Genomic DNA, 23,249 nt, shown 5'->3' with positions numbered 1-23,249 from the left:
GCAGATGACTATCGCATATTTCATTTCCCAGATTACCAGATACGTATCCATTCTCGGATTTATCGTGGCTATTTTAATGGCTTACCAAAAACTTCCCACCGAAGTTCCACTTTCCTTTGATCCTTCAAAAGAAGCTACAGAAATGTACTCGAAGGAGTTAATCTTCTACATTACGGGTGGTACCATGCTGGTCCTTAATATGCTGTTTTTGTGGATGAGTCGCTTGTTTCCCAAGTTACCCGACGGATTTATTAAGTTACCTGGAGCGGTAAAATGGATGTTTTACCGCAAGCAGCTGAATTACATCATTACCGAATGGATGAACTTCGGAGCAACCCTCACGAATGTATTATTAGGAGCATCGGTATATATTCTGGCCCTCATTAATGACCCCCAGGAAACGGTGCAATTACCCCAATTCAGTTGGGTTACTAGTGCGGGAACCTTCCTGATGATTATGTGGATGGTATATATCCCCTTGCGTTTGCTGTTAACCGGCCCCGTAAAAGAGTAAAGCGTATGCAAAATCTACCCATTGCTGATTTTGAATACGAGTTACCGGATGAACAGATTGCCCGGTTTCCGCTGACCGAACGTGACGCTTCGAAATTACTGGTCTACCGGAAAGGACAGATTACCCATGCACAATTCCCCGAGATTGTGCGTGAACTTTCGGAAGATACGTTACTAGTTTTCAATAATACCCGGGTTATTCCGGCCCGTCTGCATTTTCAGCGAGTAACCGGAGCCCAAATTGAGCTATTTCTCCTGCATCCGGTCGAACCGAGTACGGTTATTCCGGTAGTGATGGAGGAATCACAGGCCTGCGTTTGGGATTGTATGATTGGGAATCGGAAACGCTGGAAGTCAGGTGAAGTTTTGCAGAAAGAACTGACGATTGATGGACAGTCGGTTACCCTTTCTGCGGAGCTGGTAAGTGCCGACGAATCGCTGGTACGACTGAGCTGGACGAACGAAATTCGGTTTGTGGATGTGGTGCAGGCCATTGGTAAAATCCCCTTACCTCCTTACCTCAAACGCGAAGCCGAAGAAGCGGACCTGGAAACGTATCAGACGGTTTATTCCGAAAAACAGGGAGCCGTGGCCGCCCCAACTGCCGGACTACATTTCACCGATCGCGTTTTTGAAGCTCTGAATAAAAAGGGTATTAAACGAGAGTTTCTGACCTTACACGTAGGAGCAGGAACGTTTCAGCCGGTCAAAACCGAAAATGCTCTGGAGCATAAAATGCATGGCGAGCAACTGGTTATTACCCAGGCCAATCTCGAACATTTATTACAAACCAGTCGTATCATACCCGTAGGGACAACGTCCATGCGTTCGCTGGAGTCCATGTACTGGCTTGGCGTTCAGGTGATACAGGGGAAGTACTCCTCTTTTTCTGATGGGTTTTACATTACGCAGTTTATTCATCAGGAGTACGCTGACCCGGATTTACCTACCAAAGAAGAGGCTTTTTGGGCTATTTTGAAGCAGATGCAAGCAGAGAACCGAACGGAGATTGTGGGCGAAACCCAGATTATGATTTTTCCGGGGTATCAATTTCGGGTTTGTCAGGGTTTAGTAACCAATTTTCATCAGCCGGGTTCTACTTTATTGTTACTTATCGCTGCTTTAATTGGTAATGATTGGAAACGAATGTACGCCGAAGCTCTAACTAATAATTACCGATTTTTAAGCTATGGCGACTCGTCGCTGTTGATACCTTCAGACTTTTAAGAAATAGTATAATACGTAAGTCCTATGCAAAAAATAGATGTTGCAATTAGCTACTATGGCAAACCTTACCAGACCATGGTGACGCTGTTTAGTTTATTAGAGCAAAGCAACAATTATATCGATAAGATATACCTCTGCATAGAAAAAAAACAACCTTACGAAGATGCCTGGCAGGGCATTCCTAAGATTAAGGAGATTTTTGAAAAGAGGGGAGTAATTATCGTTCATCTCGATAAATTCGTACCCTGGATGGCAAATGTATCGCCTCAGGGATTGGACGAAACAACGCGTTTGAGTCTACGTTATCAGTACGCTCTGGAAAAAACGAATAAAAAATACCTATTAATCTGCCATAATGATATGCTGTATCATAAGGATCTAATACATCCTATGATACAGGTTTTTGAAAGAAATCCAGGTGAGAATCTGGTAGGAGTAGGGAGAATAGGGCAATGTTGGAATTGCTCGGCGTTTTATGCAAAGCTGTGTACTCCTGAAAAATTTGAGGACTATAAACCTAGCCAACAGGAGTTACTTGAACAACTGGAACAATATCCAACACCCAGGTATAAAAGGAGTCGGGAATTGGTTTCAGAAGGATTTGTTCATCCTTTACCAGAATGCCGTCTTAATGAATATGCCTGTTTAGTTAACGTAGATTTATATCGAAAGACGACCATTCCCAATGGACCAGTGCCTTATTTTGGTGGAGTTTGGAATGGAAGTGATACAGCCGCTGCTTGGTTTAGAGATTCGTATTTAAATGGCCTAAGATTTGAAAACCTTTATTACGAAGACTATGCAGACCATGCCCCCTTCAGTTCTGTAAGTAATGGGAATGATGCAGATAATAATCGGGTCATTTATGAAGACATTGAGCAACAGGCCAGAGACTATATGATCAAGCATTATCATGCGGATCAGTATTCTGCTTCAACGCAATTGCGGATAGCAAAAATGTTAGGAAAGCGGAAATTGCAGAAGATATACAATAAAGTTTTGAATCGATTATAGGGAAACCTTGGTCGAAGTTATTTCGAGAATTGGCACTTATGAAAATCAATTTTATTGAAGAACTCCGCTGGCGGGGCATGTTGCAGGACATGATGCCCGGAACGGAGGAACAACTGGAAAAAGAACAGACATCAGCCTACATTGGCTTCGATCCGACGGCTTCTTCGCTGCATATTGGTAACCTCGCCACCATTATGTTGCTGGTACACTTGCAAAGAGCCGGCCATAAGCCTTATGCACTGGTGGGTGGTGCTACGGGTATGATCGGCGATCCTTCGTTTAAAGCCGCTGAACGCAGCTTTTTATCCGAAGAAACCCTGGCACTTAATCAGGCTGGTATTAAAAAGCAACTGGAACAATTTCTGGATTTTACTGGAAGTAATGCCGCTGAAATCGTTAATAACTACGACTGGTTCAAGGATTTTTCATTCCTGGGTTTTCTGCGTGAAGCGGGTAAATTCCTGAGCGTGAATTACATGATGTCGAAGGATTCGGTGAAGAAGCGTCTGGAAACGGGTATTTCTTTCACGGAGTTTTCATACCAGTTGTTACAAGGGTACGACTTCTATCATTTGTACAAAACCCGTGGGGTAAAGCTGCAAATGGGTGGTTCGGATCAATGGGGTAACATTACGACAGGAACCGAAATTATTCGTCGTAAAGAAGGGGGGAATGAAGAGGATGCCGAACGCCGTGCCTTCGCCTTAACGACGCCGCTGGTAACGAAAGCGGACGGAACGAAATTTGGTAAGTCGGAGAGTGGGAATGTTTGGCTGGATGCGGAACGAACCAGCCCTTACCAGTTTTATCAGTTCTGGCTGAATGCCGCTGATGCCGATTGTGGTCGTTTGATTCGGGTATTTACCTTACTTTCCAAGGAAGAGATTGAAGCCCTTGAAGCCCAGCACGCAGAAGCTCCCCATTTACGTATCCTACAGAAAGCCATTGCCAAAGACGTAACGACTCGCGTTCACTCGGCGGAAGCCTACGAAATGGCCGTTCAGGCAAGTGAAGTGTTATTCGGAAAAGGCACGCTGGAAACTTTACAGTCGCTCGACGAGCAGACCTTTGTACAGGTTTTCGAAGGGGTTCCTCAAACGGAAATTTCACTGGCTGATTACGAAGCCGCTCCAAACGTAACGGACTTGTTGGCCGCGGCTGAAGTATATCCTTCGAAGGGTGAAATTAGAAGAGCGATTCAGGGCAATGCTGTTTCAGTAAACAAAGCCAAAATCACCGATGCGAATCAGACGGTTGATTTTCAGTTATTGCAGGGTAAATATCTCCTGATTGCCAAAGGCAAGAAAAACCATTTAGTGAAAGTGGTTTGAGAAGGTTTGATCTAGTGTGAGTCTGTTTGATAAAAGGTTTGATTTAGAGCAGAATACTACTTTAAATCAAACCTCAAACCTTTTAAGTATCAAGAGAAAAGTGATTCTCAAAGGCATCAAAACCTTACACTAAATCAAACTTTCTCTAACAGACTCAAACTCTTTCAAACTTCAACACTTCCTTCAAATACCCGTTCGGCTGGGCCGATTAGGTAGATATTTTCGAAGGAATCAGCTCCGGTTTGTTCGAAGCTCACTTCCAGATTGCCCCCCAGAACTTTCACTTTTACCGGACTTGCTACCCCACGTTTGACGTGAGCCGTTAAGGCACAAGCGGTTACACCCGTTCCGCAGGAATACGTTTCGTCTTCTACACCGCGTTCATACGTGCGAACAAACAGTTGATCTTCACCCAGTTGCTCTACGAAGTTAACATTCGTGCCCCCGCGTTTTACCCAGTCATCTGAGTAGCGAATGGCGTAACCTTCGTTGTACACTTTGTAATTTTCCAGATCTTCCGTAAACGCTACGACATGCGGAGAACCTGTATTCATAAAGCTATAATCAGCGTGTTCTTCCAGGCCTTTTACATTACTCATTTTTAGAGCGATGCGTTCGGGAGTAACAGAGGCTTCGTGTTCGCCGTCCACGGCAATGAAGCGAGTTTCGTCGCCAATAACGCCGAGGTCGTGGGCAAAGCGAACGGTCGCCCGCCCGCCGTTTCCGCACATGGAACCTTCGCCACCGTCGGCGTTAAAGTACTTCATGCGAAAATCATACGCCTCATCCTTCTGAAGTAAGATCAACCCGTCGGCACCGATTCCAAAGCGGCGGTGGCAGAGCTGAGCAATTTTTTCTTTAGCAACGGGAAAAAGGCCTTCACGATCATCAATCATAATGAAGTCGTTACCCGTGCCCTGGTATTTGTAAAATGGAATAGTCATCTGGTCAAGAAAAAGAGGGACGTGTCCAGCCTGAACACGTCCCCGCAAAAATAGATTCTTATCCTCGAAAATTAATAAGCATCTTCCCAGGAAATCGCTACCTGCCGTTGCTCGCCGAGGCCTTCGATACCTAACTCCACGATGTCACCTGCCTTTAGGTAACGGGGAGGGTTGAAGCCCAGGCCAACGCCCGGAGGTGTGCCGGTTGAGATGACGTCACCGGGCAGTAAAGTCATGAACTGGCTGAGGTAACTGATGATTTGGGGAACGTTGAAGATCATCTGAGTTGTAGACGAATTTTGTAACGTTTCGCCGTTTACCTTTAACCACATGGGCAGGTTGGTAACGTCTTCGATTTCTTCGGGTGTCACCAGATAAGGACCCAGCGGACCGAAGTTATCGCAACCCTTACCTTTATCCCACTGACCTCCGCGTTCCAACTGGAATTCGCGTTCCGAATAGTCATTCATAATGGCATAACCCGCGATGTAATCTTCCGCTTCTTCTTCTGAAACGTAACGGCATTCGGAGCTGATCACTACGGCTAATTCCACTTCCCAGTCGGTTTTTACGGAGTTACGGGGAATGATCACATCATCGTTAGGACCACAAAGAGCCGTCGTTGCTTTGAAGAAAACAATGGGTTCGGCTGGAATGGGAGCGTTGGTTTCCTTCGCGTGATCGGCATAGTTCAGGCCAATGCAAATGATTTTGGAAGGGCGAGCCACGCAGGAAGCGTATTCGATGGGGCCCGTTAACTCTGGTAACTCAGAGGTTCCGTATTGATCCAGGTAATCTTCCAGAACGGCCAGACCTTCTTCTTCGAAAAAGATTTCGTCGAAGTCATAGGCTCCGGTTTCTTCTCCCAAAGCTTCGAAGAAGGGTTCCAGGCTGTAAGATTTCCCGTCGATCAGAATGCCGGGAATGACATCTTCGTCAGTAACGTAGCGAAAGAGTTTCATTCGTTAATATGCAAGTTTGATAATACTTCTTAAAATAGAATTCGCCCTCGGGGCTTTGATACTCGTTCAAAGGTATACTTTCTTCGGCAGGCTTATCGCTTAAATCTGCGATTACTTGGTCTGCACTTCCAGAATTGTATCCCGGGGATCCATCGTTACTCCATTGAGGTAGATGAAAAGTCCTTCGGGTTGTTGTTTGAATTTCAGAGCTTTATGTCCGTCAAAGAGACTAACACTAGTGACTTTTGGTTTGAAGTCAGGAACAAATAAATAGGAGGTTTGAGGAGCGGTAAGGATGTGTAAAAAATGACGGGAATCGCCTATTTTCGTACTAACGCCCCATTCCTGAGGAGGAACGATACCGCCCCGTGTTCCATAAATGGTCTCGCCGTATTTTTTCAGCCACTGACCCACCGATTCGAGTCTTTCCACAAATTCGGGCTGAATTTCTCCGTTCGGCATGGGGCCGACATTCAGCAGGAAATTGGCATTGCGACCCGCGGCTCCTACGAGGTAATGAATGAGTCGTTCAGGCGATTTATAATTCTGGTCTTTCAGTTCAAAGCCCCAGCTACCGTTTAAGGTTTCGCAGGTTTCAAGGGGTAACTCGCTGATTTTGCTGGTACCGCTAAATCCAGCGTGATTCTGACCGGGTAAGTCCCGCTCAAACATCTGGAAATCTTCCCCATCAAAAGGGGCTACGTGGTGGTTGTTGCCAACCAAGGCAGCAGGCTGAAGCTTATGAATCAGGTCATAGGTTCGGCGTAATTGCCAGTCCACTACCGTTTTTTGAGGATTGTTCGGATCGTGTGCCGACTGATCCCACCATCCATCAAACCAGATCCCACCGATTTTACCATAGGTGCCATTCAGTAATTCCGTTAGCTGCGTATCCATATAGGTTAGATACTTGCCAAAATCGCCGGATTCAGGGCGGCCCGTTTGCTTGCCCGTTCTGCCACGAGGAAAATAATCGGGATGGTGCCAGTCGAGATGAGAATGGTAGAGGAAAAGCTTAATCCCTTCCTTTTCGCATTCATCCGCAAGCATTTTAAGAACATCCTTTTGGTAAGGTGTATCATCTACGATGTTGTAGGGCGAAATTTTGGAATGCCACATCGCAAAACCGTCGTGGTGCTTACTGGTAAAGGTGATGTATTTCATACCTGCGTTCTTGGCTATCTGTACCCAGCGTTTGGCATCAAACGCCGTAGGGTTAAAGAACTTAGGTAACTTTTCGTAAGCTTTGACTGGAATGTTCTGGTTGTTCATGACCCATTCCCCGTCACCCAAAACGCTGTACACGCCCCAGTGAATGAATAAACCATAGCGGGCATCCTGAAACCATTTTCGGGCTTCCAGATTCTCGGGTGTAGGTTGGTAGGCTTGCCCCTGAGCTAGAAGAGTGCTCAAGGAGAAAAGGATAATAAATAGTTTTTTCATAGGAGATGAGGTATAAAAACGTCCCGAAAGGCAGCACGCCCCAGTCCTAAACTGAGGCACGCCGTCTTTCGGGACGTGGTAGTGCTAAAACTGTTGCAAAACTTTCGCCATCTGCTCTGCTACGAACTGATTACCTGTATCATTCAGGTGGACCCGATCCGTCGTGAGAATGCCTTTTTCTTCGTTTTTAGGGTTATTTTTCTGGCTGTAGTCCATGAATGCCTTGCGAAGATCAATCAGAGGTAAGTTATTCTTGGCGGCCAGTTCGCGAATAAACATACTGTATTTATTAAGGTCACCATCCTGCTGATTGGTGTTATCGTAACGCTCCCCAATGGTGGAAGGAGTTGTTAAGACCACTTTGATATTTTGGGCTTTCATCTTATCAATCAAAGCCTGATAAAACTTGACGAACTTATCAGGGTCCGTTCCCGTACCGGAGCTGGCTTTATGCCACACATCATTCACGCCCACCCAGATCACTACCACATCGGGCTTTTGAGCAAGGACATCATCTTCCAGTCGCAGGTACAGATCATAGACCTTATTCCCACCAATGCCTTTGCCCACTAACTCGTACTTGTTTTTGTCGAGTAAGGTGCCCAGTTTGGTAATGTATCCGGTAGGACTAACCCCAGCCTGCGTGATGGAGTCGCCAAAGAAAATAATCTTTTTAGGCTTATCGGCCCGGAAAGCGAAGAGGAGTGTGGTGAAACAGAGTAAAGCAAATACTTTTTTCATTGGAGCGTATTAGAGGTAAGTAATTGATTGTTTTTAGTGGCTGCGGTTACTAGCCAATGTTTTACAACTGAACCCTATATGGTTAACTAATGGTAAGAATTTACTAAAATGGTTTGATGAAACTAGCCAGGTCAACCGCAAAGTAAGCGATTTACCAGAAGCCCTATCTTCATCAAACCATTCCAGTGTATTAATTATTTAAAGTCGTGAAACCGCCGTCAATGGGATAATCTACACCCGTAATGAAGGCCGAAGCATCCGAGCAGAGGAAGAGAGCCAGTTGAGCAATCTCTTCGGGTTTCGCCATACGGCCAATGGGCTGCGTAGCCGACAACTTCGCGAACATTTCTTCTTCTTTACCGGGATAATTTTTAGCGATAAAGCCGTCCACAAAAGGCGTGTGAACGCGGGCGGGAGAAATACTATTGCAACGGATGTTATCCTTGATGTAATCCTTTGCTACCGACAGAGTCATGGCGTGAACGGCACCCTTGCTCATGCTATAGGCAAAACGATCCGGGATACCCACCAGAGCTGCAATCGAAGCCATGTTCAGAATTACTCCGCCACCCTGAGCTTTCATTAGGGGAATGGCTGCGAAAAGACTGTTATAGGCTCCTTTGATGTTTACATTATAAATACGATCAAGGTCAGCTTCGGTTGTTTTTTCGAGGTTACCTACGTGAGCAATGCCAGCGTTATTTACCAGAATATCCACGGCACCAATGCGAGCAAAAACGGCCAGCATTTCTTCCTGATTAGCCACATTTACGGCATGAACGGCTGCCACACCACCGGCCTGCGTGATTTCATCAGCAACGGTCTGAGCACCTTCCGCACTTAAATCAAGAATATGCACATGGGCTCCCTGGCTACCAAATAAAAGACTGATGGCCCGACCAATGCCGCTGCCGCCGCCCGTAATCACCGCCGTTTTTCCGGCAAGACTAAATACACTCATCCTTCTTAGCTTTTTATTACCTAAAGACCCTTTCGTCCGGGCTAATACCCTATGAATACTGGATTTTTCGGTCTGAAGTTATGACTTTGCAAGTTTCGTGTATTTCCGGAAAGAAGCGGAAACTTTATTCGGCTTTCTTTTTGAAGAGGGAAAAACACCAGCCTACCGTAAAGGCGACCACGCAACCCAGCATAACTTCAGAGGTGCGTAATAAGGCAATTTGAAGAGCATCCTGCCAGGAGGCTTGCTGGAAGATGGCGGGCGTCATGACCGCAATAACTGTTGACGGAGCCAGTTTCCAACTGGAAGGATATTTCTTGATAATCGTACTCATGAAGATCGCAACGGCAATGGCGAGGAAAAGCGAGTAGATATTGACACCCGTCAGAACAATAAAAACAATACCAATCAGACAACCGCTAATAGTATTAATAATCCTAGAAATGGTATTACGGCGAAGATCGCCAAAATCGGGTTCAGAAACGATGGCAACGGAGATCAAAGCCCATTCTTTTTTCTCAATATGCAGTAGATCAAGCAGGATCCAGGTAATAGCAGCCCCAAGTAGAATCCGGGAAGCGTATAAAAAAGCAACCTTTTTCAGGTCAAATTGGGCAATAATAGCTTTTTCTATTTCAATAAGTCGGCGTTTGGGGTTGATCAACGTTCTTGACATCATAGCAATCATATAAACTTTTGAAGGGAAGTGTATTTCGTGGCTTTGTATATTATTAACGCAGAAAAGCTCGATTCAGTTTTCTATAAATTTGTATTATTCTAATAATCTACGCAATCTTTTAAATAGATTTACAAAATAGCCTGTCAGCAATTTACGAATCTGCGTCCTCGCTTAACGCCGCCAGCCGCTTATCTTTGACCGCCATCTTCATGATTAACGCATGCCTTATTTAGTATTAGACCTTGAAATGACCGGCGGTGAACCCGGCTGGAATGAGATTATTCAAATCGGTGCCGTTTTATGCGACGACCAGTGGAATGAGTTAGGAACGTATCTAACGAACGTTTACCCGGAAAATGAAGAAGCATTTTCGGAATATTCGGCTCGCATTCACGGCCTGAGTCTGGATGATCTGGAGGATGCTCCCATGATTTACGACGTCATTCCCGAATTTGAAGAATGGATTCTGGAAAAGCTGGGCCGCTTGCGGGGACGGACGCAAACGGTTGATAATTCGCAATACCTGCGGGACGTTATTATCAGTGGTCAGTCGGTAATCAACGATATTAACTTTCTGCGTTTTGCCTATCGGGAGGAAAAGCTGAAATGGCCGTTTTCCAATAAGTTACTGGATTTACATACACTAGGTTACTTTACGTTCGAAGTGCTGAAAGCCAACGGAAAACCCACGCCCAAGTCGCTAAGCTTGAAAGCCATTGCGGGTTATTTTGGGCTGGAACGCGAAGATGCAGAATTCCATAATGCCCTGGAAGACGCTCAGCTAACCACGCAATCGTTCAAGAACGTTTTTGCCCTGGCGAAGAAGTTTAAAATACAGGAGTAATAAAAAAAACGCTCTTTCGGGTTTTGAAAGGGTAGAGACGCGACTTTATCGCGTCTGGGTAAGAGGCAGTTTTTGTTACCTCTGTATAACTTCCATCTCCCGGCCAGACGCGGTGAAGTCGCGTCTCTACTTATGAACTGTGAGAACAATAAAAAAACTAGCCCTGAGTTATTTCAGGGCTAGTTGGCCTTCCTCCCTTACAAAACAAATGTCTGACTCGTAGCCGGAACGTGTACGGTAAAGCTTTTTTGCTGAACCGTTGTAGTAACGAGTACCTGATAATCTCCGGGTTGATTTAATCCTGAAAGGCTAAACTTCCCGTTCGCATCCGTTAAGGCTGCCACTTCGGCAAACGCTCCCGGCCCTGACTGAATCAGAATGGTCGCGTCCGAAATGGGTTGATTTTGCCGAGTTACCAGCTGTCCTTCAATGGTCATGAACCTAAGGCTTTCCAGTTTTGAATGTTATCATAAACCGCCTGCACAATGCGGGTAGCTGAGTTCCCCGAGCTGTGCCCGTTCGTGTGAATGCCCACTGCATATCGACTTTCGCCCACTTTCACCCACACGGGGCAACCGCTTTGTCCGCCCGCCGTATCAATCTGATAAGTAATGACCCGGGCCGAAACCGACGAGGCTTTCTGAGCCATCCACCACAGCTGATTACCTCCTTTGTCACCGGGGTAACCACCAACGTTTAAAGCATTCGCTTTGAGATAATTATCATCTCGTACCGCAAAACCAAAATACCCAACGGTATCGCCAAGGCGGGCATTGGCAGGAAGGATAATGGCTCCGTAATCGTTATTACGGTTCTTGCTTTGCGTCCAGCCCGTCACACTTCTAAAATCAGTAGCAATAACTGAGCCATAGGGGCGGGAGGCATCATTTAATCCGGCTATTACTTCAATACTTTTCGCCCAGCCTCCATGCTCGTGCATGAATACGCAGTGACCTGCTGTAATGACTGTTCGCGGACCAACCAGATAGCCCGAACCAATCCAGCGGCTACCATCCTGAGCGGTCATTCGTAAAGCCACAATAGCTCGCCAGGGGTAAGTCGTGGTGGCTGTGATTCGTACACGTTCATCCGGGTAAATCACTACTTCCGACAGCAGTTCTTCTTCGGGGTAACTGGCATAATAGGCATCTTTCAGGGGTTCCTGCTGACCTGTCAGGCTGCCGGATTCCTCCGTACTAAAGACAGATTCTTTGAGATTATTGGGGCTGGCGGTTTCGTCATCATCCTGAGCTGTGCGACCGGGGAAGTAACCCTCTACTTTTTCGAGTGTATCTTCAGTTACTTGAGGAGCTTCGAGCGTGAGTGTTTCACCCTGAAAAGGGTCATTGGAAAGAATGGAGGTGCCATTTTTAGTAGCCATTTTCTGAAATTGGTTTAGGTTGAACAAGCGTTTACCTGATTAGTAAGGTGTGACAAAGGTTCAGCTAAAATGGATTTCAGGAAATACCACAATTCAGTGATTCCAAGTGAATGAATAAAGCTTGCCGCGATTTTTATTAAAGGTGTGAAATAGAAAAAGCCGACCCTTTTTACAGAGTCGGCTTTTTCTAAGCATTTATTCTTAAGCTTCCAGAGCAGCTACTCCGGGAAGCGTTTTGCCTTCCATGTATTCCAACAGAGCACCACCACCAGTAGAAACGTAGCTCACGCGATCACCGTAACCCGCGTTATTAACCGCAGCGGCAGAATCACCGCCACCAATGAGGGAGAAGGCTCCGTTTTCTTCCGTTGCTTTCACTACGGCTTCTGCAATGGCGTTCGTTCCAACGGCGAAGTTCGAGAATTCGAATACGCCCATCGGACCATTCCAGAGGATTGTTTTCGATTGTTCTATAATTTCCGTGAACACGGCAATCGACTGATGTCCAATGTCCAGACCTTCCCAGCCTTCAGGAATCTGACCGGAAGGAACCGTCGTTTTGGAAGCATCGTTCGAGAATTTATCGGCCATAACTGTATCCAGAGGCATAACTAGGTTTACACCTTTTTCTTTCGCCTTCTCAATCAGTTCCAAAGCCAGCTCCATTTTGTCATCTTCGTGAATGGAGTTACCAATCTGACCACCCAGAGCTTTCGTGAAGGTATACGTCATACCGCCACCTAAGATGAGGTTATCAACTTTATCGAGCAGTTTTTCGATCACCAGAATTTTATCGGAAATCTTAGCACCACCCATAATGGCCGTGTAAGGACGCTCTACGTTATCCAGAATGCGTTGAGCATTATCCAGCTCGGCCTGCATAACATAACCGCTTACTTTATCCGTGAAGAATTGACCGATAACCGCCGTAGAAGCGTGAGCACGGTGAGCCGTTCCGAAGGCATCGTTTACCCAAACGTCACCCAGTTTAGATAATTTTTCGGCGAAAGCTACGTCCCCTTTTTCTTCTTCTTTGTAGAAACGAAGGTTTTCGAGTAACAGAATTTCACCGGGTTGCAGAGAGGCTGCCAGGTCAATGGCCTGTTGTCCAATGGCATCATCCGCAAATTTCACGGGACGGTTGAAGATAACAGACAGGGCGTTTACTAAGTGCTTAAGCGAATACTTTTCAGTAGGTCCATCTTTCGGACGGCCCAGGTGAGACATCAGGATAACCGAACCGCCGTCGTTAAGAATTTTTTGAATCGTCGGAATGGTTGCTTTGATACGGGTATCATCGGTGATTTCGTAACGGTCATTCAGGGGAACGTTGAAATCAACGCGGACAAGAGCCTTTTTTCCGGCGAAATTGTACTGGTTCAGCGTCTTCATCAGTAAGAATCAGATGTTTAAATGAGTAATGATTTGACAACTCTTATTATACGTGTTGATGAGTCGGTCGAGAAAGGAACAAAATTATACATTCGGCCAAACTTCCCTAAACTTCCCTTCTTTTTAGCCTTTAAGTGATAATTTAGATTTGATAAGTTATATTTTTGCTTCTTTAGTTTATCTTTTGCCAAGTAGAAAAGCTCTGTTCCTCTTCATCTTTATTATAACGGCAGAACCGGAAAAGGGTTTAATCCTTTATATTTGCCCCGTTCTTTGTAACGCCCGTCAATCGGATGGTTGGTTTCATTAGCAGATCTTCGCTGCTAAAGGAATGAAAAAGGAATCGTGTGAAAATCACGAGCAGACGTGCTACTGTAAGTATCTGTTTCGAACCTCGAAACAAGTGCATCCCAGATTTCCCATTGTTCCCTGAGGAATGAGAAGGGGGGAGTCGCATGATACAAGCCAGGAGACTTGCCAGCCTTCTCAATGGTCATACCTTCACGCATAGGGTCTGATTCACGCATTGATTTTACAAATTTCTGATTACCCAACTCTGCTCACTGCTAGTCCCGAAACTGGCAGGTTTGCGGTTGTGCCTGAATTGTGCTGATTTCGAAACCAACGAAGTCGGGCCGGGAAAGCTATACCCTTATCGCAGAGGCATTAACTCCGTCATTCGCGTGAACGGATGACGGCTCGTACGTTACTAATGCGGAATCAGTAATTCGTAACAATTCACCGTTTTTGGCGGGTTGGGTGTTTCGAAGGCGTTTTGATAAACCCTTTTTAACACAAAAACACATGGTTACTCACAACCTGGGCTACCCCCGCGTGGGCAGCAAACGCGAACTGAAATGGGCCTGCGAACAATTTTGGGCAGGAAAGATTTCGAAAGACGAACTTCTGTGGGCGGGTCGGCAAATTCGCCGACAAAACTGGCAGACGCAATTACAGGCAGGTCTGCAATGGATTCCTTCCAATGACTTTTCCTATTACGATCAGGTGCTGGATACTGCATTAATGGTGGGAGCCGTGCCCGAAAGGTATCAGGCGGTTATTGATGGAAAAAACAATCGGGAACTGGAGATTTACTTCGCCATGGCCCGCGGAATCCAGAAGGCCGAGCTGGACATAAAGGCGATGGAAATGACGAAGTGGTTTGATACCAACTACCACTACATCGTTCCCGAATTTTTGAAAGATCAGCAGTTTAAACGGTATTCCGATAAGGTCATTCACGACTTCGAAGATGCCAAGCAGATGGGTATTCTTACCAAGCCCGTCATTCTGGGGCCGGTTTCATTTCTGTTATTGGGTAAGGAAAAAGAAGAAGGTTTCCACCGAATTGATCTGCTCAATCGGTTATTACCCGTTTATATTGACGTATTACGCGAACTGAGTTACCGGGGGGCAACCTGGATACAGCTTGACGAACCTTGCCTGACGCTCGATTTGTCAGCTAATGAAAAAATCGCTTTTCAGCAGGCGTACCAGGCTATTCAAAAAGCATTACCTCAGGTTCAGCTTCTGGTGGCGACTTACTTCGAAAAACTAGGTGATAATCAGTCTTTGGCCCTGCAATTACCCGTTTCTGCTTTACATATTGACCTGGTGCGTGGATCGGGACAGTTAACTCCCATTCTGGCGGATCACGAATTCGTTACTTCCACTAAAATCCTCTCGCTCGGCGTAGTGGATGGGCGTAATGTCTGGAAAAATGATTTCAGCCAGTCGTTGCAATTGCTGAATGAAGCCATTGCCAAGCTAGGCAAAGCCCGCGTCTGGGTGGCTCCGTCCTGTTCGTTATTGCATGCTCCTTACGATCTGGATTTAGAGAAAAACGAAGCGGTACTGACACCGGAAATCAAAAACTGGATGGCATTTGCTAAACAGAAATTGCAGGAAGTAACCACGCTGGGTCAGTTAATCGAAGGCGAAAATCTGGAGCTATTAGCAGAAAATCAGCAGGCTATAGAAAGCCGAAGGACGAGCTCGCTGATTCATAAACCAATTGTAAAATCCCGCGTGCAAGCGGTTCAACCCAGCGATTTCAAACGGAAGCAAGCCTTTACGATTCGTCAGAAAATTCAGGAAGCAAGCCTTCAGTTACCGCTGTTTCCCACCACCACGATTGGCTCTTTCCCCCAAACCGAAGAGGTTCGTCAGTGGCGGGCGAAGTACAAAAAAGGTGATGTTACCAAAGCAGAGTATGAGGCTTTTGTGGAGGAAGAGATCGAAAAATCCATTCGTTGGCAGGAAGAAGTCGGGCTTGATGTATTGGTTCATGGTGAATTCGAGAGAAACGACATGGTTGAATATTTTGGCGAACAGCTTTCGGGTTATGTGTTTACTCAATTGGGCTGGGTACAGAGTTACGGAAGCCGTTGCGTAAAACCGCCCATTATTTACGGAGATGTCGAACGACCTGAAGCCATGACGGTTCGCTGGACGACGTTTGCTCAATCTAAAACGGCTCAATTAATGAAAGGCATGCTGACGGGACCAGTAACGATTCTGCAATGGTCGTTTGTGCGGGATGACCAGCCGCGTAGGGATACAGCTTTTCAGATCGCTTTGGCTATTCGGGATGAAGTGCTGGATCTGGAAAAAGCAGGAATCAAAGTCATCCAGATTGACGAACCTGCCATTCGCGAAGGCTTACCCTTACGCAAAGCCGACTGGGGCACTTACCTGACCTGGGCCGTGGATGCGTTCCGACTTAGTGCCGCCGGCGTTACCGATCAAACGCAGATTCATACCCACATGTGCTACTCGGAATTTAATGACATTATCGAGGCTATCGCCCGCATGGATGCCGATGTCATTACCATCGAAACGTCGCGTTCGCAGATGGAGTTACTCGATGCGTTTTCGAACTTCCAGTACCCAAATGAAATCGGACCGGGGGTGTATGACATTCATTCGCCCCGTGTACCCAGCGTGGAAGAAATGGCACATTTGCTGGAAAAAGCACTTCGAACCATTCCAGCTCGTAACTTGTGGGTCAATCCCGATTGCGGACTAAAAACCCGCCATTGGGTCGAAACTGATCAGGCTCTACGCCACATGGTCGCTGCCGCTAAACAATTGCAGCAAACCGTGAAAGCGTAGGAGTTTAGCGTTTTGGGTTTGGCGTTTAGAGTTAATGTTACATTGAACTCTAAACGCTAAACCCAAAACTCAAAACCATTTTCCATGTCACTCGAAGAAAAAATTAAGGCGGCGGAGACCCGCGTGTTTAAGGCCGTTTTCCCGCACACAACCAACCATTACGATACTTTATACGGCGGTATGGCCATGCAGTGGATGGACGAAATCGCCTTCATTACCGCGACCCGTTTATCCCGAAAACCCATGGTAACCGTCTCCAGCGACCGTATTGATTTTCGGCAGGCCATTCAGGCGGGGATGCTGGTTGAATTGATTGGGAACGTCGTACACGTGGGGAACACCAGCATGCGGGTGAGCGTGGAGATTTATGTAGAAAGCATGTACGCCGAAGGACGCGAACTAGCCATCCACGGCACCTTCACTTTCGTAGCCATAGACGCAAATAAAAAACCAATTCGAATTTTGGAGTAATGTTTAGGGTTTTGAGTTTAGTGTTAGGAAGTTATTTTGATAAGAAAAGAATTTACGTCGCAAGTATTAACTCAAAACCCTAAACTCCTAACTCTAAACATATGAATAAACATGCCCTTGAAGGCTGTCCGCGTTGTGGGCAGTTATTTACCTGCAAACTCAATGCAAGCTTAAAATGCGACTGCAATCAGATCGTATTAACGCCGTCGGAAATGCAATACATCCGCGATATTTCGATCATGGATTATGACAGCGGCTGTTTGTGTCTGAATTGTTTGCAGGATTTACAGCAGGAGGCAAGGGCATTAGAGTAAGCTTACTAAATAAAGAAACAAAAAAGTAAGGCCCTAGCCATGCCGCTGCCAATGTGGCCCGGGCAGCTTTTTCGCTGGCAGCAACCAGTTAGGATAACAATAAACCAGTCTTTTAGGGTGCTATCAAAAAGATTGTTGCCAGTAATAAAGAAAATGAATAGACATGACTAAAATTGTTAGATGAAAATAATAAAAGGCCCTGCCGCTGCCAGCTTTTTCGCTGGCAGCAACTAGTTGAAATAATGGTAACCCAACCTGTGAGGCACTATCAAACGGATTGTTACCAGTGAAAAAGCCGGTCGGTTCACGCGGGCCACGATATTCAGAAACTAATAGCAAATCAAACTTTTTCCTGAGAAAAAGACTTATCATAGCTCTAAGCCACGTAGCTATTTATGTCTGAACGTCTGGAACTTCCACCGAAATATTACCTCGATTACTTTACCTATTTACTCGCCTTTGTGCGTCGGTTTTACCTGGACTTATTAACCGACGATGAAAAAGAATTTCTTCAGGATTTCGATCAGTTGAGCGAAAACGCTCAGTGCCTTTTTATTCGGTTTACCAACCGAAGAGTGGCCTTTTTTCGGGTTCGAAAAATCAAGTATCCCGAAATTGATAACTGGGCAGAGGCTTTGCTTGAATTGGAAAACAAAGGTTTTGTCGCCCGTTTGTCTGACTATCACCAGAATCGGGCGGGGGAGATTCTTGACATTTTCAGTAAGCCGGAAGTACTAGGTTTTGCCAAACAACTGGCGTTGGATACCAAAGGCAAAGCCAGTCTCAAAAAAGACGAGGTAAGCGACTGGTTGTTAGAATCCGTACCTTTTCCAGACTTAGCCAGTTATATTGATCAAAGCGAACCCGTAGTCAAGGTTAACTACGAGGCTCAGACGATGCTTTTCAAGTTTCTGTTTTTTGGAAATCGGCATGCGGATATGAGTGAATTTGTGGTGCGGGATCTCGGCCATATTCGGTTTGAACGCTTTGATGAAGATCGGTTTGTCCCACATTTTACCTCCAGGGAAGAAGTCGAAGATCGGCTAAAAGTTTCATTGGCGGCGGAAGATTTCCATTTGATGAAAACCGCCGAAACAGATCCTTTGGCAATTAATACTTGGTTTCTGGATTGGTATGAGAATCATGTCCCCCTAGCTGAAATTGCTCAGCCTTCGCTGGATCGCCTGATGCTGAAGATCGCGGGTTTCATGGAACGCCAGAAAAAACTGGAAGAAGCCCTGGTGCTGTTTCGGATGACTACCGCACCGCCGTCGCGGGAGCGGCAGGTTCGGTTATTGATGAAGTTGAAAGACCCGGAGGCAGCTACGGCTCTGGCTGAGGAGATGTTGATTAACCCTTTCAATGCGGACGAGCAGTTTTTTGCAATTGATTTTCAAAACCAGCAAGCGGCTCAGGGCCAGAAAAAAAGGGCTCGTAAATCGACCACGGAATGGTTGTTGAAATCAGAAAGTGTGACGATTGACGTTAGCTGGCGGTATCGGGTAGAGGAGGGCGTTGCTGAATATTTTCGGGCACAAGGAAAACAGGCGGTACATACCGAAAACTTTCTGTTTGATGGCCTGTTTGGGCTTCTGTTCTGGGATATCATTTTTGATGCCGGAAGTTCAGCCATTCATCACCCCTTACAGCGGTCTCCATCGGATATTTATAAACCTACCTTCTTCGAAAAACGCCGTCCCGCTTTACTGGATCGTCTGGATTTACTGGAAAACAAAGCCGATACTTTCCATTTTCTGGAAGCCGTTTTTGAAGAAAAATACGGTATCAGCAATCCGCTTGTGGTTTGGTTCCCAGAGCTATTAACACTGGTAAAAATTGCGGTAGAAAAGATTCCAGCGGAATTATTGAAGAAGTTACTCATCGAAATGGCCACCAACGTACGTGAACATACGCGGGGCTTTCCCGACCTGTTTGTGTGGGATGAAACGAGTTATGATTTCATCGAAGTAAAATCTCCCACCGATCACCTTTCGCCGCAGCAGTTATACTGGTTACGCTTCTTCGAAACCACAGGCATCCGTTCCAAAGTATTACGCGTCGTTTGGGGATATGATCAGTAGAGACGGTTTTGCCTTATTTCCATTTCTTTGCCTTATCCGCCATGGTTGGTGTCTTCACCAACCACTATGGCCTTTATGAATGGCTGGTGAGGACACCAGCATGGGAGGGTTACCTTCAGATTATTTTCATTTCTCAGAAAGACGCAATGAAGTCTCGTCTTTACGTGACGCAGTCGCTTGGCTCTGCCGAGTGACTTACCTGACTGTAGGCCTCTGGCCGTCTTGTGGGTAAAATAATGAATACTCAAACGCGTGTCTACTTTGAAGTATCTTCCATAACCTCGGCCAGAGGCCTCTGTGCTATGTTGTCACTCGGCAGAGCCGAGCGACTGCGTCAGGGAGATGAGGAGATGAGAGCATATATAGAGGTAACAAAATCGTTTCATCCGCCATGGTTGATGTCCTCACCAGCCATAGTGGGAAAATTAGCACTAGTATTGTAGAGACGCAATGAAGTTGCGTCTGGGTAAGAGGCGGTTTTTAGGACTAGTCCGTTCTTTTCATCTACCCACCAAATGCTATAAAGTCACGTATCTACCTGCATTTAACAATCCACACCTACAATTCTTTTAGTTCCGTTGCCACTTTTTCTGCCCAGCGGGCTTGTTCGGCGTGGTTAATGCTGTGGCGGGTTTCGGCGTCGTATAATTCCTGATAGCGATTCATTTCCCGGAAAGACTCCAGAAAAATGTACTGAATCCGGCTATCATAATCTTCCAGCGGCAACTCTTCCGCTAATAAGGCTTTCTTAAATCGTTCCGTAATGAGATGCGTAATGTCAAAATGTAACTGCTCGTGAGCCAGAGCGTACATATTTGTGGCTGGTTCGGCCGTCCAGGACGAATTTTGAAGCATAAATGCCTTGACCGTCATGTCAATAAACACGGTTCCGTTTTCAACTTTTGTCATCGCTTCATAGCCAAAACTGGTGTAAATCAGAGCTCCCGTTCGGGGATTAACTCGCCGGATCGGACCTCGGAAATCATTCCAGGTTAGCTTTCGTTGCGGACTATAAAACACGGTATCACCCAGGCGACCTTTAGGTTCATACTCCTTAAACCGAATCTGTACACGACGGGCAAGTTTCTCGGTTTTCAGTTCATGCGTCTTCACCCAGTTACCAAACTCATGCAAACAGCGTTGCAATGTTTGCCGGATCTGAATCTCGTAATTTCCATCCATGCCAGCCGAGCGATTATAATCAGACCCTGCCTGGCATTCCGTCAATAAAATGTACCGCCCTTCTATTTCACGTTCAAAAGCCAACTGTACCCGAAACGTACCGCGAATCATCCGACTGGATGGTCTCTCCTCAAACCAGAATTGCTTTACTCGTATTCGAACCGGATAATCCCGTTCCTGCCGAGGCGACTGCTTCAGTAAACGCTGAAAGGTAGTGGGCAAACTTCCCACAAAGCGAAGAGAAGAGCTCTGACCCGAGGGCAGAATGATTGAACCAATACCGGACCGATTGGGCCGTTCGTCTACAATGTCCTGAATTGTGTATAAATGGGGTAATTGCGAAATAGACTCTGATCGTAGCTCAAGCGTTCGTTGAGCCTGGGCCGAATTTAGTAATCCGACAAGAAAAAATAGTAGCCCCCAAAGGGATGGTTTTTGTCTCAAGTTCATGGGTTTATACCTCTATGAACGTAAAAGCTAGTTAAAAAGTGCGATGAAATAAATCACTTTATGCTTGACTTTATGGGTTGAGGTCATTAGGTTCACTCTTGCTAAGAGCTATTCTGTTTTCTACGATTAGTGAAGAATAGAATGGTTTTTTTACGCAAGCCAATATGGTCAAACCCTAAAAATGAGTGTGCGTATGAAACTGCAAGTGCAAACAGTTCATTTCGATGCAGATAGCAAACTGCTCGACTTTGTGCAAGCCAAATTCAACAAATTAGATCAATTTTATGATCGGATTACCAATGGCGAAGTCTATCTGAAACTAGACAAAGGCGAATCGAGCAAGGTCCAAAATAAAATCGTTGAGTTAAAGCTCTATTTACCCGGCGATTCCATCTTTATTAAAGAAAGCGGAACCACTTTCGAAGAGGCTACAGATTTAGTATTGAATGCCGCTAAAACGACGGTGAAAAAATATAAGGAAAAACTCAAGGACAAAACGGCCCCTAAAGCAGCCGAGTTAATCGTTGAGGAAGAAGAAGAAGAATTCTAGTCCATTCATCATCTGGAAAAGAGGTCGTTTCATAGCAGAGACGACCTCTTTTATTTTCTAGTTCATCAGATTTTCCAGCGAAACGTGGATATTCTCCATATTTTAAGTAAATAGCCTGTGAAGTTTGATACTCAGCCTGATACTTATGGAAAAACGCACTTTCATCAAATTATCTTCCGTCTTTCTGACGGGTTCGCTTTTCTCGCCTATGACGAGCTGTAACCAAACCAAGCAAACCGAATCAAGGGAAAATACCCAGAGTGGCAAACAGTACAATTGGGCCCGTAACCTTGAATATAGTACGGAGAATTTTCAATATCCCGAATACGCCCGAGACATTCAGGGCCTCATTAAGGGAAGTAAAAGCCTGAGAATTCTTGGTACGCGGCATTCGTTCAATCGCATTGCAGATAGCACGCAGGAGATCGTTTCCCTGCAAAAGATCAAGCCGGTTTATGTAATTGATAAAGAGAATAGGACCGTTACCGTAGATGGAAATGTAAAATACGGCGATCTGGCCGAATACCTGCATTCAGAGGGATACGCCCTGCACAACATGGCCTCGCTGCCGCATATCTCAGTGGCCGGTTCCTGTGCAACGGCGACGCATGGTTCGGGGGTAAAGAATGCAAATTTGTCTTCGGAAGTGGTCGCTCTGGAAATGATTACGGCAGCCGGTAGACTCCTTCGGGCTTCCCGAACCTTAAGCCCGGAAACTTTTCCTGGAATGGTGGTTGCTCTGGGGGCACTGGGGGCAATTACGAAAGTTACACTTAAGATCCAGCCTTCTTTTCAGGTACGACAGGATGTATACCAGAATATGCCGCTGGTGGAGGTGAAAAAACACTTTGATGAAGTAATGTCGGCGGGTTATAGCGTGAGTTTATTTACTAATTACGCCAAAGAGAATATTAATCAGGTGTGGGTCAAGCGGAAGGTTGAGGGAGACGTGAAACTGAATCTGGTTACGGACTGGTTCGGATCAAAACTGGCGACTAAAAACCTGCATCCCATCGAAGAAATTTCGGCGGAAAACTGCACCGAACAGATGGGGGTTCCCGGTCCCTGGCATGAGCGATTACCGCACTTTAAAATGAACTTCACGCCAAGTAGCGGGGAGGAATTACAATCAGAATTTTTTGTTCCGTATAAAAATGGAGCTGAAGCTCTGGCTGCTGTTTTCGAATTACATGAAAAAATTACACCGCATTTATTAATCTCAGAAGTACGAACCATCGCTGCCGATGATCTTTGGATGAGTCCCTGTTACCAGCAGGATTGCGTGGCCATTCACTTTACCTGGAAGCAGGACTGGATGGCGGTGAAGCAGGTATTACCTTTGATTGAAGAAAAAATGGCTCCCTTTAACGCTCGTCCACACTGGGCTAAGTTATTTACTATGTCGCCATCCAGACTTCAGTCGCAATATAAAAAGCTGGATGACTTCAAGAAATTAATCAAGGAATATGACCCGGAAGGGAAGTTCAGAAATGAGTTTCTAGAGCAGAATTTATATGGAGTTTAAGGGACTCACCTCTAGTCAGTAGGGTACAAACTTGTAGCTGATCATAGAATATCTTTCCCAGACAAAGACTTTTTGTCTAACATCGGACCAGAGGTCTACCCAACCCCGCAGTCACTCGGCTAGCAGCCGA

22 protein-coding genes and 1 riboswitch are annotated in these 23,249 nt (G+C 45.8%); of the genes, 11 read left to right on the top strand and 11 right to left on the bottom strand.

Features of this window, described 5'->3' with window-relative positions:
- The first annotated feature begins 4 nt into the window (after positions 1-4).
- From BWI96_RS18685 to tyrS, 4 genes are read left to right on the top strand one after another with little or no spacing between them, the layout of a single operon-like run.
- Positions 5-514 (top strand): hypothetical protein, encoded by a 510-nt coding sequence (locus BWI96_RS18685; RefSeq protein WP_106638046.1) that lies wholly within the window; start codon positions 5-7, stop codon positions 512-514.
- Between the two features lie 5 nt (positions 515-519).
- A complete protein-coding gene (locus tag BWI96_RS18680; RefSeq protein ID WP_106638045.1) occupies positions 520-1,740 on the top strand; it encodes an S-adenosylmethionine:tRNA ribosyltransferase-isomerase in 1,221 nt (406 codons plus the stop codon).
- A 24-nt stretch (positions 1,741-1,764) separates the two neighbouring features.
- On the top strand, positions 1,765-2,754 hold the full coding sequence (locus tag BWI96_RS18675) for a hypothetical protein (RefSeq protein ID WP_106638044.1): 990 nt from the start codon (positions 1,765-1,767) through the stop codon (positions 2,752-2,754).
- 44 nt (positions 2,755-2,798) lie between these two features.
- Entirely contained in the window at positions 2,799-4,085 is a 1,287-nt protein-coding gene (gene tyrS / locus BWI96_RS18670; RefSeq protein ID WP_106638106.1) for a tyrosine--tRNA ligase, read from the top strand.
- Between the two features lie 164 nt (positions 4,086-4,249).
- Here tyrS and dapF read toward each other — a convergent pair whose 3' ends face one another.
- From dapF to BWI96_RS18640, 6 genes are all read right to left on the bottom strand, one after another.
- Positions 4,250-5,029 (bottom strand): diaminopimelate epimerase, encoded by a 780-nt coding sequence (dapF, locus tag BWI96_RS18665; RefSeq protein WP_106638043.1) that lies wholly within the window; start codon positions 5,027-5,029, stop codon positions 4,250-4,252.
- A 71-nt stretch (positions 5,030-5,100) separates the two neighbouring features.
- A complete protein-coding gene (locus BWI96_RS18660) occupies positions 5,101-5,991 on the bottom strand; it encodes a fumarylacetoacetate hydrolase family protein (RefSeq protein ID WP_106638042.1) in 891 nt (296 codons plus the stop codon).
- Between the two features lie 111 nt (positions 5,992-6,102).
- Positions 6,103-7,434, bottom strand: a complete 1,332-nt coding sequence (locus BWI96_RS18655) for an alpha-L-fucosidase (RefSeq protein ID WP_106638041.1) — start codon at positions 7,432-7,434, stop codon at positions 6,103-6,105.
- Between the two features lie 84 nt (positions 7,435-7,518).
- Positions 7,519-8,175 carry an SGNH/GDSL hydrolase family protein gene (locus BWI96_RS18650; RefSeq protein ID WP_106638040.1) on the bottom strand — a complete coding sequence of 219 codons (657 nt, stop codon included), beginning with the start codon at positions 8,173-8,175 and terminating at the stop codon, positions 7,519-7,521.
- A 190-nt stretch (positions 8,176-8,365) separates the two neighbouring features.
- On the bottom strand, positions 8,366-9,136 hold the full coding sequence (locus tag BWI96_RS18645; protein WP_106638039.1) for an SDR family NAD(P)-dependent oxidoreductase: 771 nt from the start codon (positions 9,134-9,136) through the stop codon (positions 8,366-8,368).
- A gap of 124 nt (positions 9,137-9,260) precedes the next feature.
- A complete protein-coding gene (locus tag BWI96_RS18640; protein ID WP_157830436.1) occupies positions 9,261-9,815 on the bottom strand; it encodes an FUSC family protein in 555 nt (184 codons plus the stop codon).
- A 220-nt stretch (positions 9,816-10,035) separates the two neighbouring features.
- On the opposite strand from BWI96_RS18640, the gene BWI96_RS18635 reads away from it, so the two are divergent.
- Complete coding sequence (locus tag BWI96_RS18635) at positions 10,036-10,659, top strand: PolC-type DNA polymerase III (protein ID WP_106638037.1); 624 nt, start codon at positions 10,036-10,038, stop codon at positions 10,657-10,659.
- A gap of 197 nt (positions 10,660-10,856) precedes the next feature.
- On the opposite strand, the gene BWI96_RS18630 is transcribed toward BWI96_RS18635, so the two are convergent.
- The 3 genes from BWI96_RS18630 to pgk form a co-directional block, all read right to left on the bottom strand.
- Entirely contained in the window at positions 10,857-11,096 is a 240-nt protein-coding gene (locus tag BWI96_RS18630) for a carboxypeptidase-like regulatory domain-containing protein (protein WP_106638036.1), read from the bottom strand.
- Complete coding sequence (locus BWI96_RS18625) at positions 11,093-12,040, bottom strand: serine protease (protein WP_106638035.1); 948 nt, start codon at positions 12,038-12,040, stop codon at positions 11,093-11,095. The genes BWI96_RS18630 and BWI96_RS18625 overlap by 4 nt, the downstream gene beginning before the upstream one ends.
- 201 nt (positions 12,041-12,241) lie before the next feature.
- On the bottom strand, positions 12,242-13,432 hold the full coding sequence (gene pgk, locus BWI96_RS18620; RefSeq protein WP_106638034.1) for a phosphoglycerate kinase: 1,191 nt from the start codon (positions 13,430-13,432) through the stop codon (positions 12,242-12,244).
- A 281-nt stretch (positions 13,433-13,713) separates the two neighbouring features.
- A riboswitch (cobalamin riboswitch) is annotated at positions 13,714-13,929 on the top strand.
- 307 nt (positions 13,930-14,236) lie between these two features.
- Here pgk and metE point away from each other — a divergent pair.
- The 3 genes from metE to BWI96_RS18605 all read left to right on the top strand — a co-directional run bounded on the left by metE (position 14,237) and on the right by BWI96_RS18605 (position 17,331).
- Entirely contained in the window at positions 14,237-16,546 is a 2,310-nt protein-coding gene (gene metE / locus BWI96_RS18615; RefSeq protein WP_106638033.1) for a 5-methyltetrahydropteroyltriglutamate--homocysteine S-methyltransferase, read from the top strand.
- A gap of 84 nt (positions 16,547-16,630) precedes the next feature.
- The gene (locus BWI96_RS18610; RefSeq protein WP_106638032.1) at positions 16,631-17,017 is read left to right on the top strand and encodes an acyl-CoA thioesterase; all 387 of its coding nucleotides are present in this window, start codon (positions 16,631-16,633) and stop codon (positions 17,015-17,017) included.
- A gap of 101 nt (positions 17,018-17,118) precedes the next feature.
- On the top strand, positions 17,119-17,331 hold the full coding sequence (locus BWI96_RS18605) for a cysteine-rich CWC family protein (protein WP_106638031.1): 213 nt from the start codon (positions 17,119-17,121) through the stop codon (positions 17,329-17,331).
- A gap of 123 nt (positions 17,332-17,454) precedes the next feature.
- Here the strand turns inward: BWI96_RS18605 and BWI96_RS22605 are convergent, their stop codons facing one another.
- Entirely contained in the window at positions 17,455-17,703 is a 249-nt protein-coding gene (locus BWI96_RS22605) for a hypothetical protein (protein WP_106638030.1), read from the bottom strand.
- 23 nt (positions 17,704-17,726) lie between these two features.
- Between BWI96_RS22605 and BWI96_RS18595 the strand changes: the two genes are divergently transcribed.
- Positions 17,727-19,412 (top strand): VRR-NUC domain-containing protein, encoded by a 1,686-nt coding sequence (locus BWI96_RS18595; RefSeq protein ID WP_106638029.1) that lies wholly within the window; start codon positions 17,727-17,729, stop codon positions 19,410-19,412.
- A gap of 558 nt (positions 19,413-19,970) precedes the next feature.
- Here the strand turns inward: BWI96_RS18595 and BWI96_RS18590 are convergent.
- Positions 19,971-21,044, bottom strand: coding sequence for a hypothetical protein (locus tag BWI96_RS18590; protein WP_106638028.1), 1,074 nt, complete (start codon positions 21,042-21,044; stop codon positions 19,971-19,973).
- 193 nt (positions 21,045-21,237) lie between these two features.
- Here BWI96_RS18590 and BWI96_RS18585 point away from each other — a divergent pair, with 193 nt between their 5' ends.
- Positions 21,238-21,594, top strand: a complete 357-nt coding sequence (locus tag BWI96_RS18585; RefSeq protein WP_106638027.1) for an HPF/RaiA family ribosome-associated protein — start codon at positions 21,238-21,240, stop codon at positions 21,592-21,594.
- Positions 21,595-21,739: 145 nt separating this feature from the next.
- On the top strand, positions 21,740-23,119 hold the full coding sequence (locus BWI96_RS18580; RefSeq protein ID WP_106638026.1) for a D-arabinono-1,4-lactone oxidase: 1,380 nt from the start codon (positions 21,740-21,742) through the stop codon (positions 23,117-23,119).
- Positions 23,120-23,249: the final 130 nt, after the last annotated feature.

It is taken from the genome of Siphonobacter sp. SORGH_AS_0500 (assembly GCF_002838835.1).
Classification (GTDB): Bacteria; Bacteroidota; Bacteroidia; order Cytophagales; family Spirosomataceae; genus Siphonobacter.
Note: the sequence above shows the minus strand (reverse complement) of the source record. Positions and strands in the feature narration are given on the sequence as shown.

Coding starts and splice junctions, on each gene's coding strand:
- pgk (WP_106638034.1), bottom strand. CDS start 13,432: ATGAAGACGCTGAACCAGTACAATTTCGCCGGAAAAAAGGCTCTTGTC.
- BWI96_RS18580 (WP_106638026.1), top strand. CDS start 21,740: ATGGAAAAACGCACTTTCATCAAATTATCTTCCGTCTTTCTGACGGGT.
- BWI96_RS22605 (WP_106638030.1), bottom strand. CDS start 17,703: ATGATAAGTCTTTTTCTCAGGAAAAAGTTTGATTTGCTATTAGTTTCT.
- BWI96_RS18680 (WP_106638045.1), top strand. CDS start 520: ATGCAAAATCTACCCATTGCTGATTTTGAATACGAGTTACCGGATGAA.
- dapF (WP_106638043.1), bottom strand. CDS start 5,029: ATGACTATTCCATTTTACAAATACCAGGGCACGGGTAACGACTTCATT.
- BWI96_RS18585 (WP_106638027.1), top strand. CDS start 21,238: ATGAAACTGCAAGTGCAAACAGTTCATTTCGATGCAGATAGCAAACTG.
- BWI96_RS18590 (WP_106638028.1), bottom strand. CDS start 21,044: ATGAACTTGAGACAAAAACCATCCCTTTGGGGGCTACTATTTTTTCTT.
- BWI96_RS18660 (WP_106638042.1), bottom strand. CDS start 5,991: ATGAAACTCTTTCGCTACGTTACTGACGAAGATGTCATTCCCGGCATT.
- BWI96_RS18655 (WP_106638041.1), bottom strand. CDS start 7,434: ATGAAAAAACTATTTATTATCCTTTTCTCCTTGAGCACTCTTCTAGCT.
- BWI96_RS18595 (WP_106638029.1), top strand. CDS start 17,727: ATGTCTGAACGTCTGGAACTTCCACCGAAATATTACCTCGATTACTTT.
- BWI96_RS18610 (WP_106638032.1), top strand. CDS start 16,631: ATGTCACTCGAAGAAAAAATTAAGGCGGCGGAGACCCGCGTGTTTAAG.
- BWI96_RS18685 (WP_106638046.1), top strand. CDS start 5: ATGACTATCGCATATTTCATTTCCCAGATTACCAGATACGTATCCATT.
- BWI96_RS18650 (WP_106638040.1), bottom strand. CDS start 8,175: ATGAAAAAAGTATTTGCTTTACTCTGTTTCACCACACTCCTCTTCGCT.
- BWI96_RS18645 (WP_106638039.1), bottom strand. CDS start 9,136: ATGAGTGTATTTAGTCTTGCCGGAAAAACGGCGGTGATTACGGGCGGC.
- metE (WP_106638033.1), top strand. CDS start 14,237: ATGGTTACTCACAACCTGGGCTACCCCCGCGTGGGCAGCAAACGCGAA.
- BWI96_RS18605 (WP_106638031.1), top strand. CDS start 17,119: ATGAATAAACATGCCCTTGAAGGCTGTCCGCGTTGTGGGCAGTTATTT.
- BWI96_RS18640 (WP_157830436.1), bottom strand. CDS start 9,815: ATGATGTCAAGAACGTTGATCAACCCCAAACGCCGACTTATTGAAATA.
- BWI96_RS18635 (WP_106638037.1), top strand. CDS start 10,036: ATGCCTTATTTAGTATTAGACCTTGAAATGACCGGCGGTGAACCCGGC.
- BWI96_RS18625 (WP_106638035.1), bottom strand. CDS start 12,040: ATGGCTACTAAAAATGGCACCTCCATTCTTTCCAATGACCCTTTTCAG.
- BWI96_RS18630 (WP_106638036.1), bottom strand. CDS start 11,096: ATGACCATTGAAGGACAGCTGGTAACTCGGCAAAATCAACCCATTTCG.
- BWI96_RS18675 (WP_106638044.1), top strand. CDS start 1,765: ATGCAAAAAATAGATGTTGCAATTAGCTACTATGGCAAACCTTACCAG.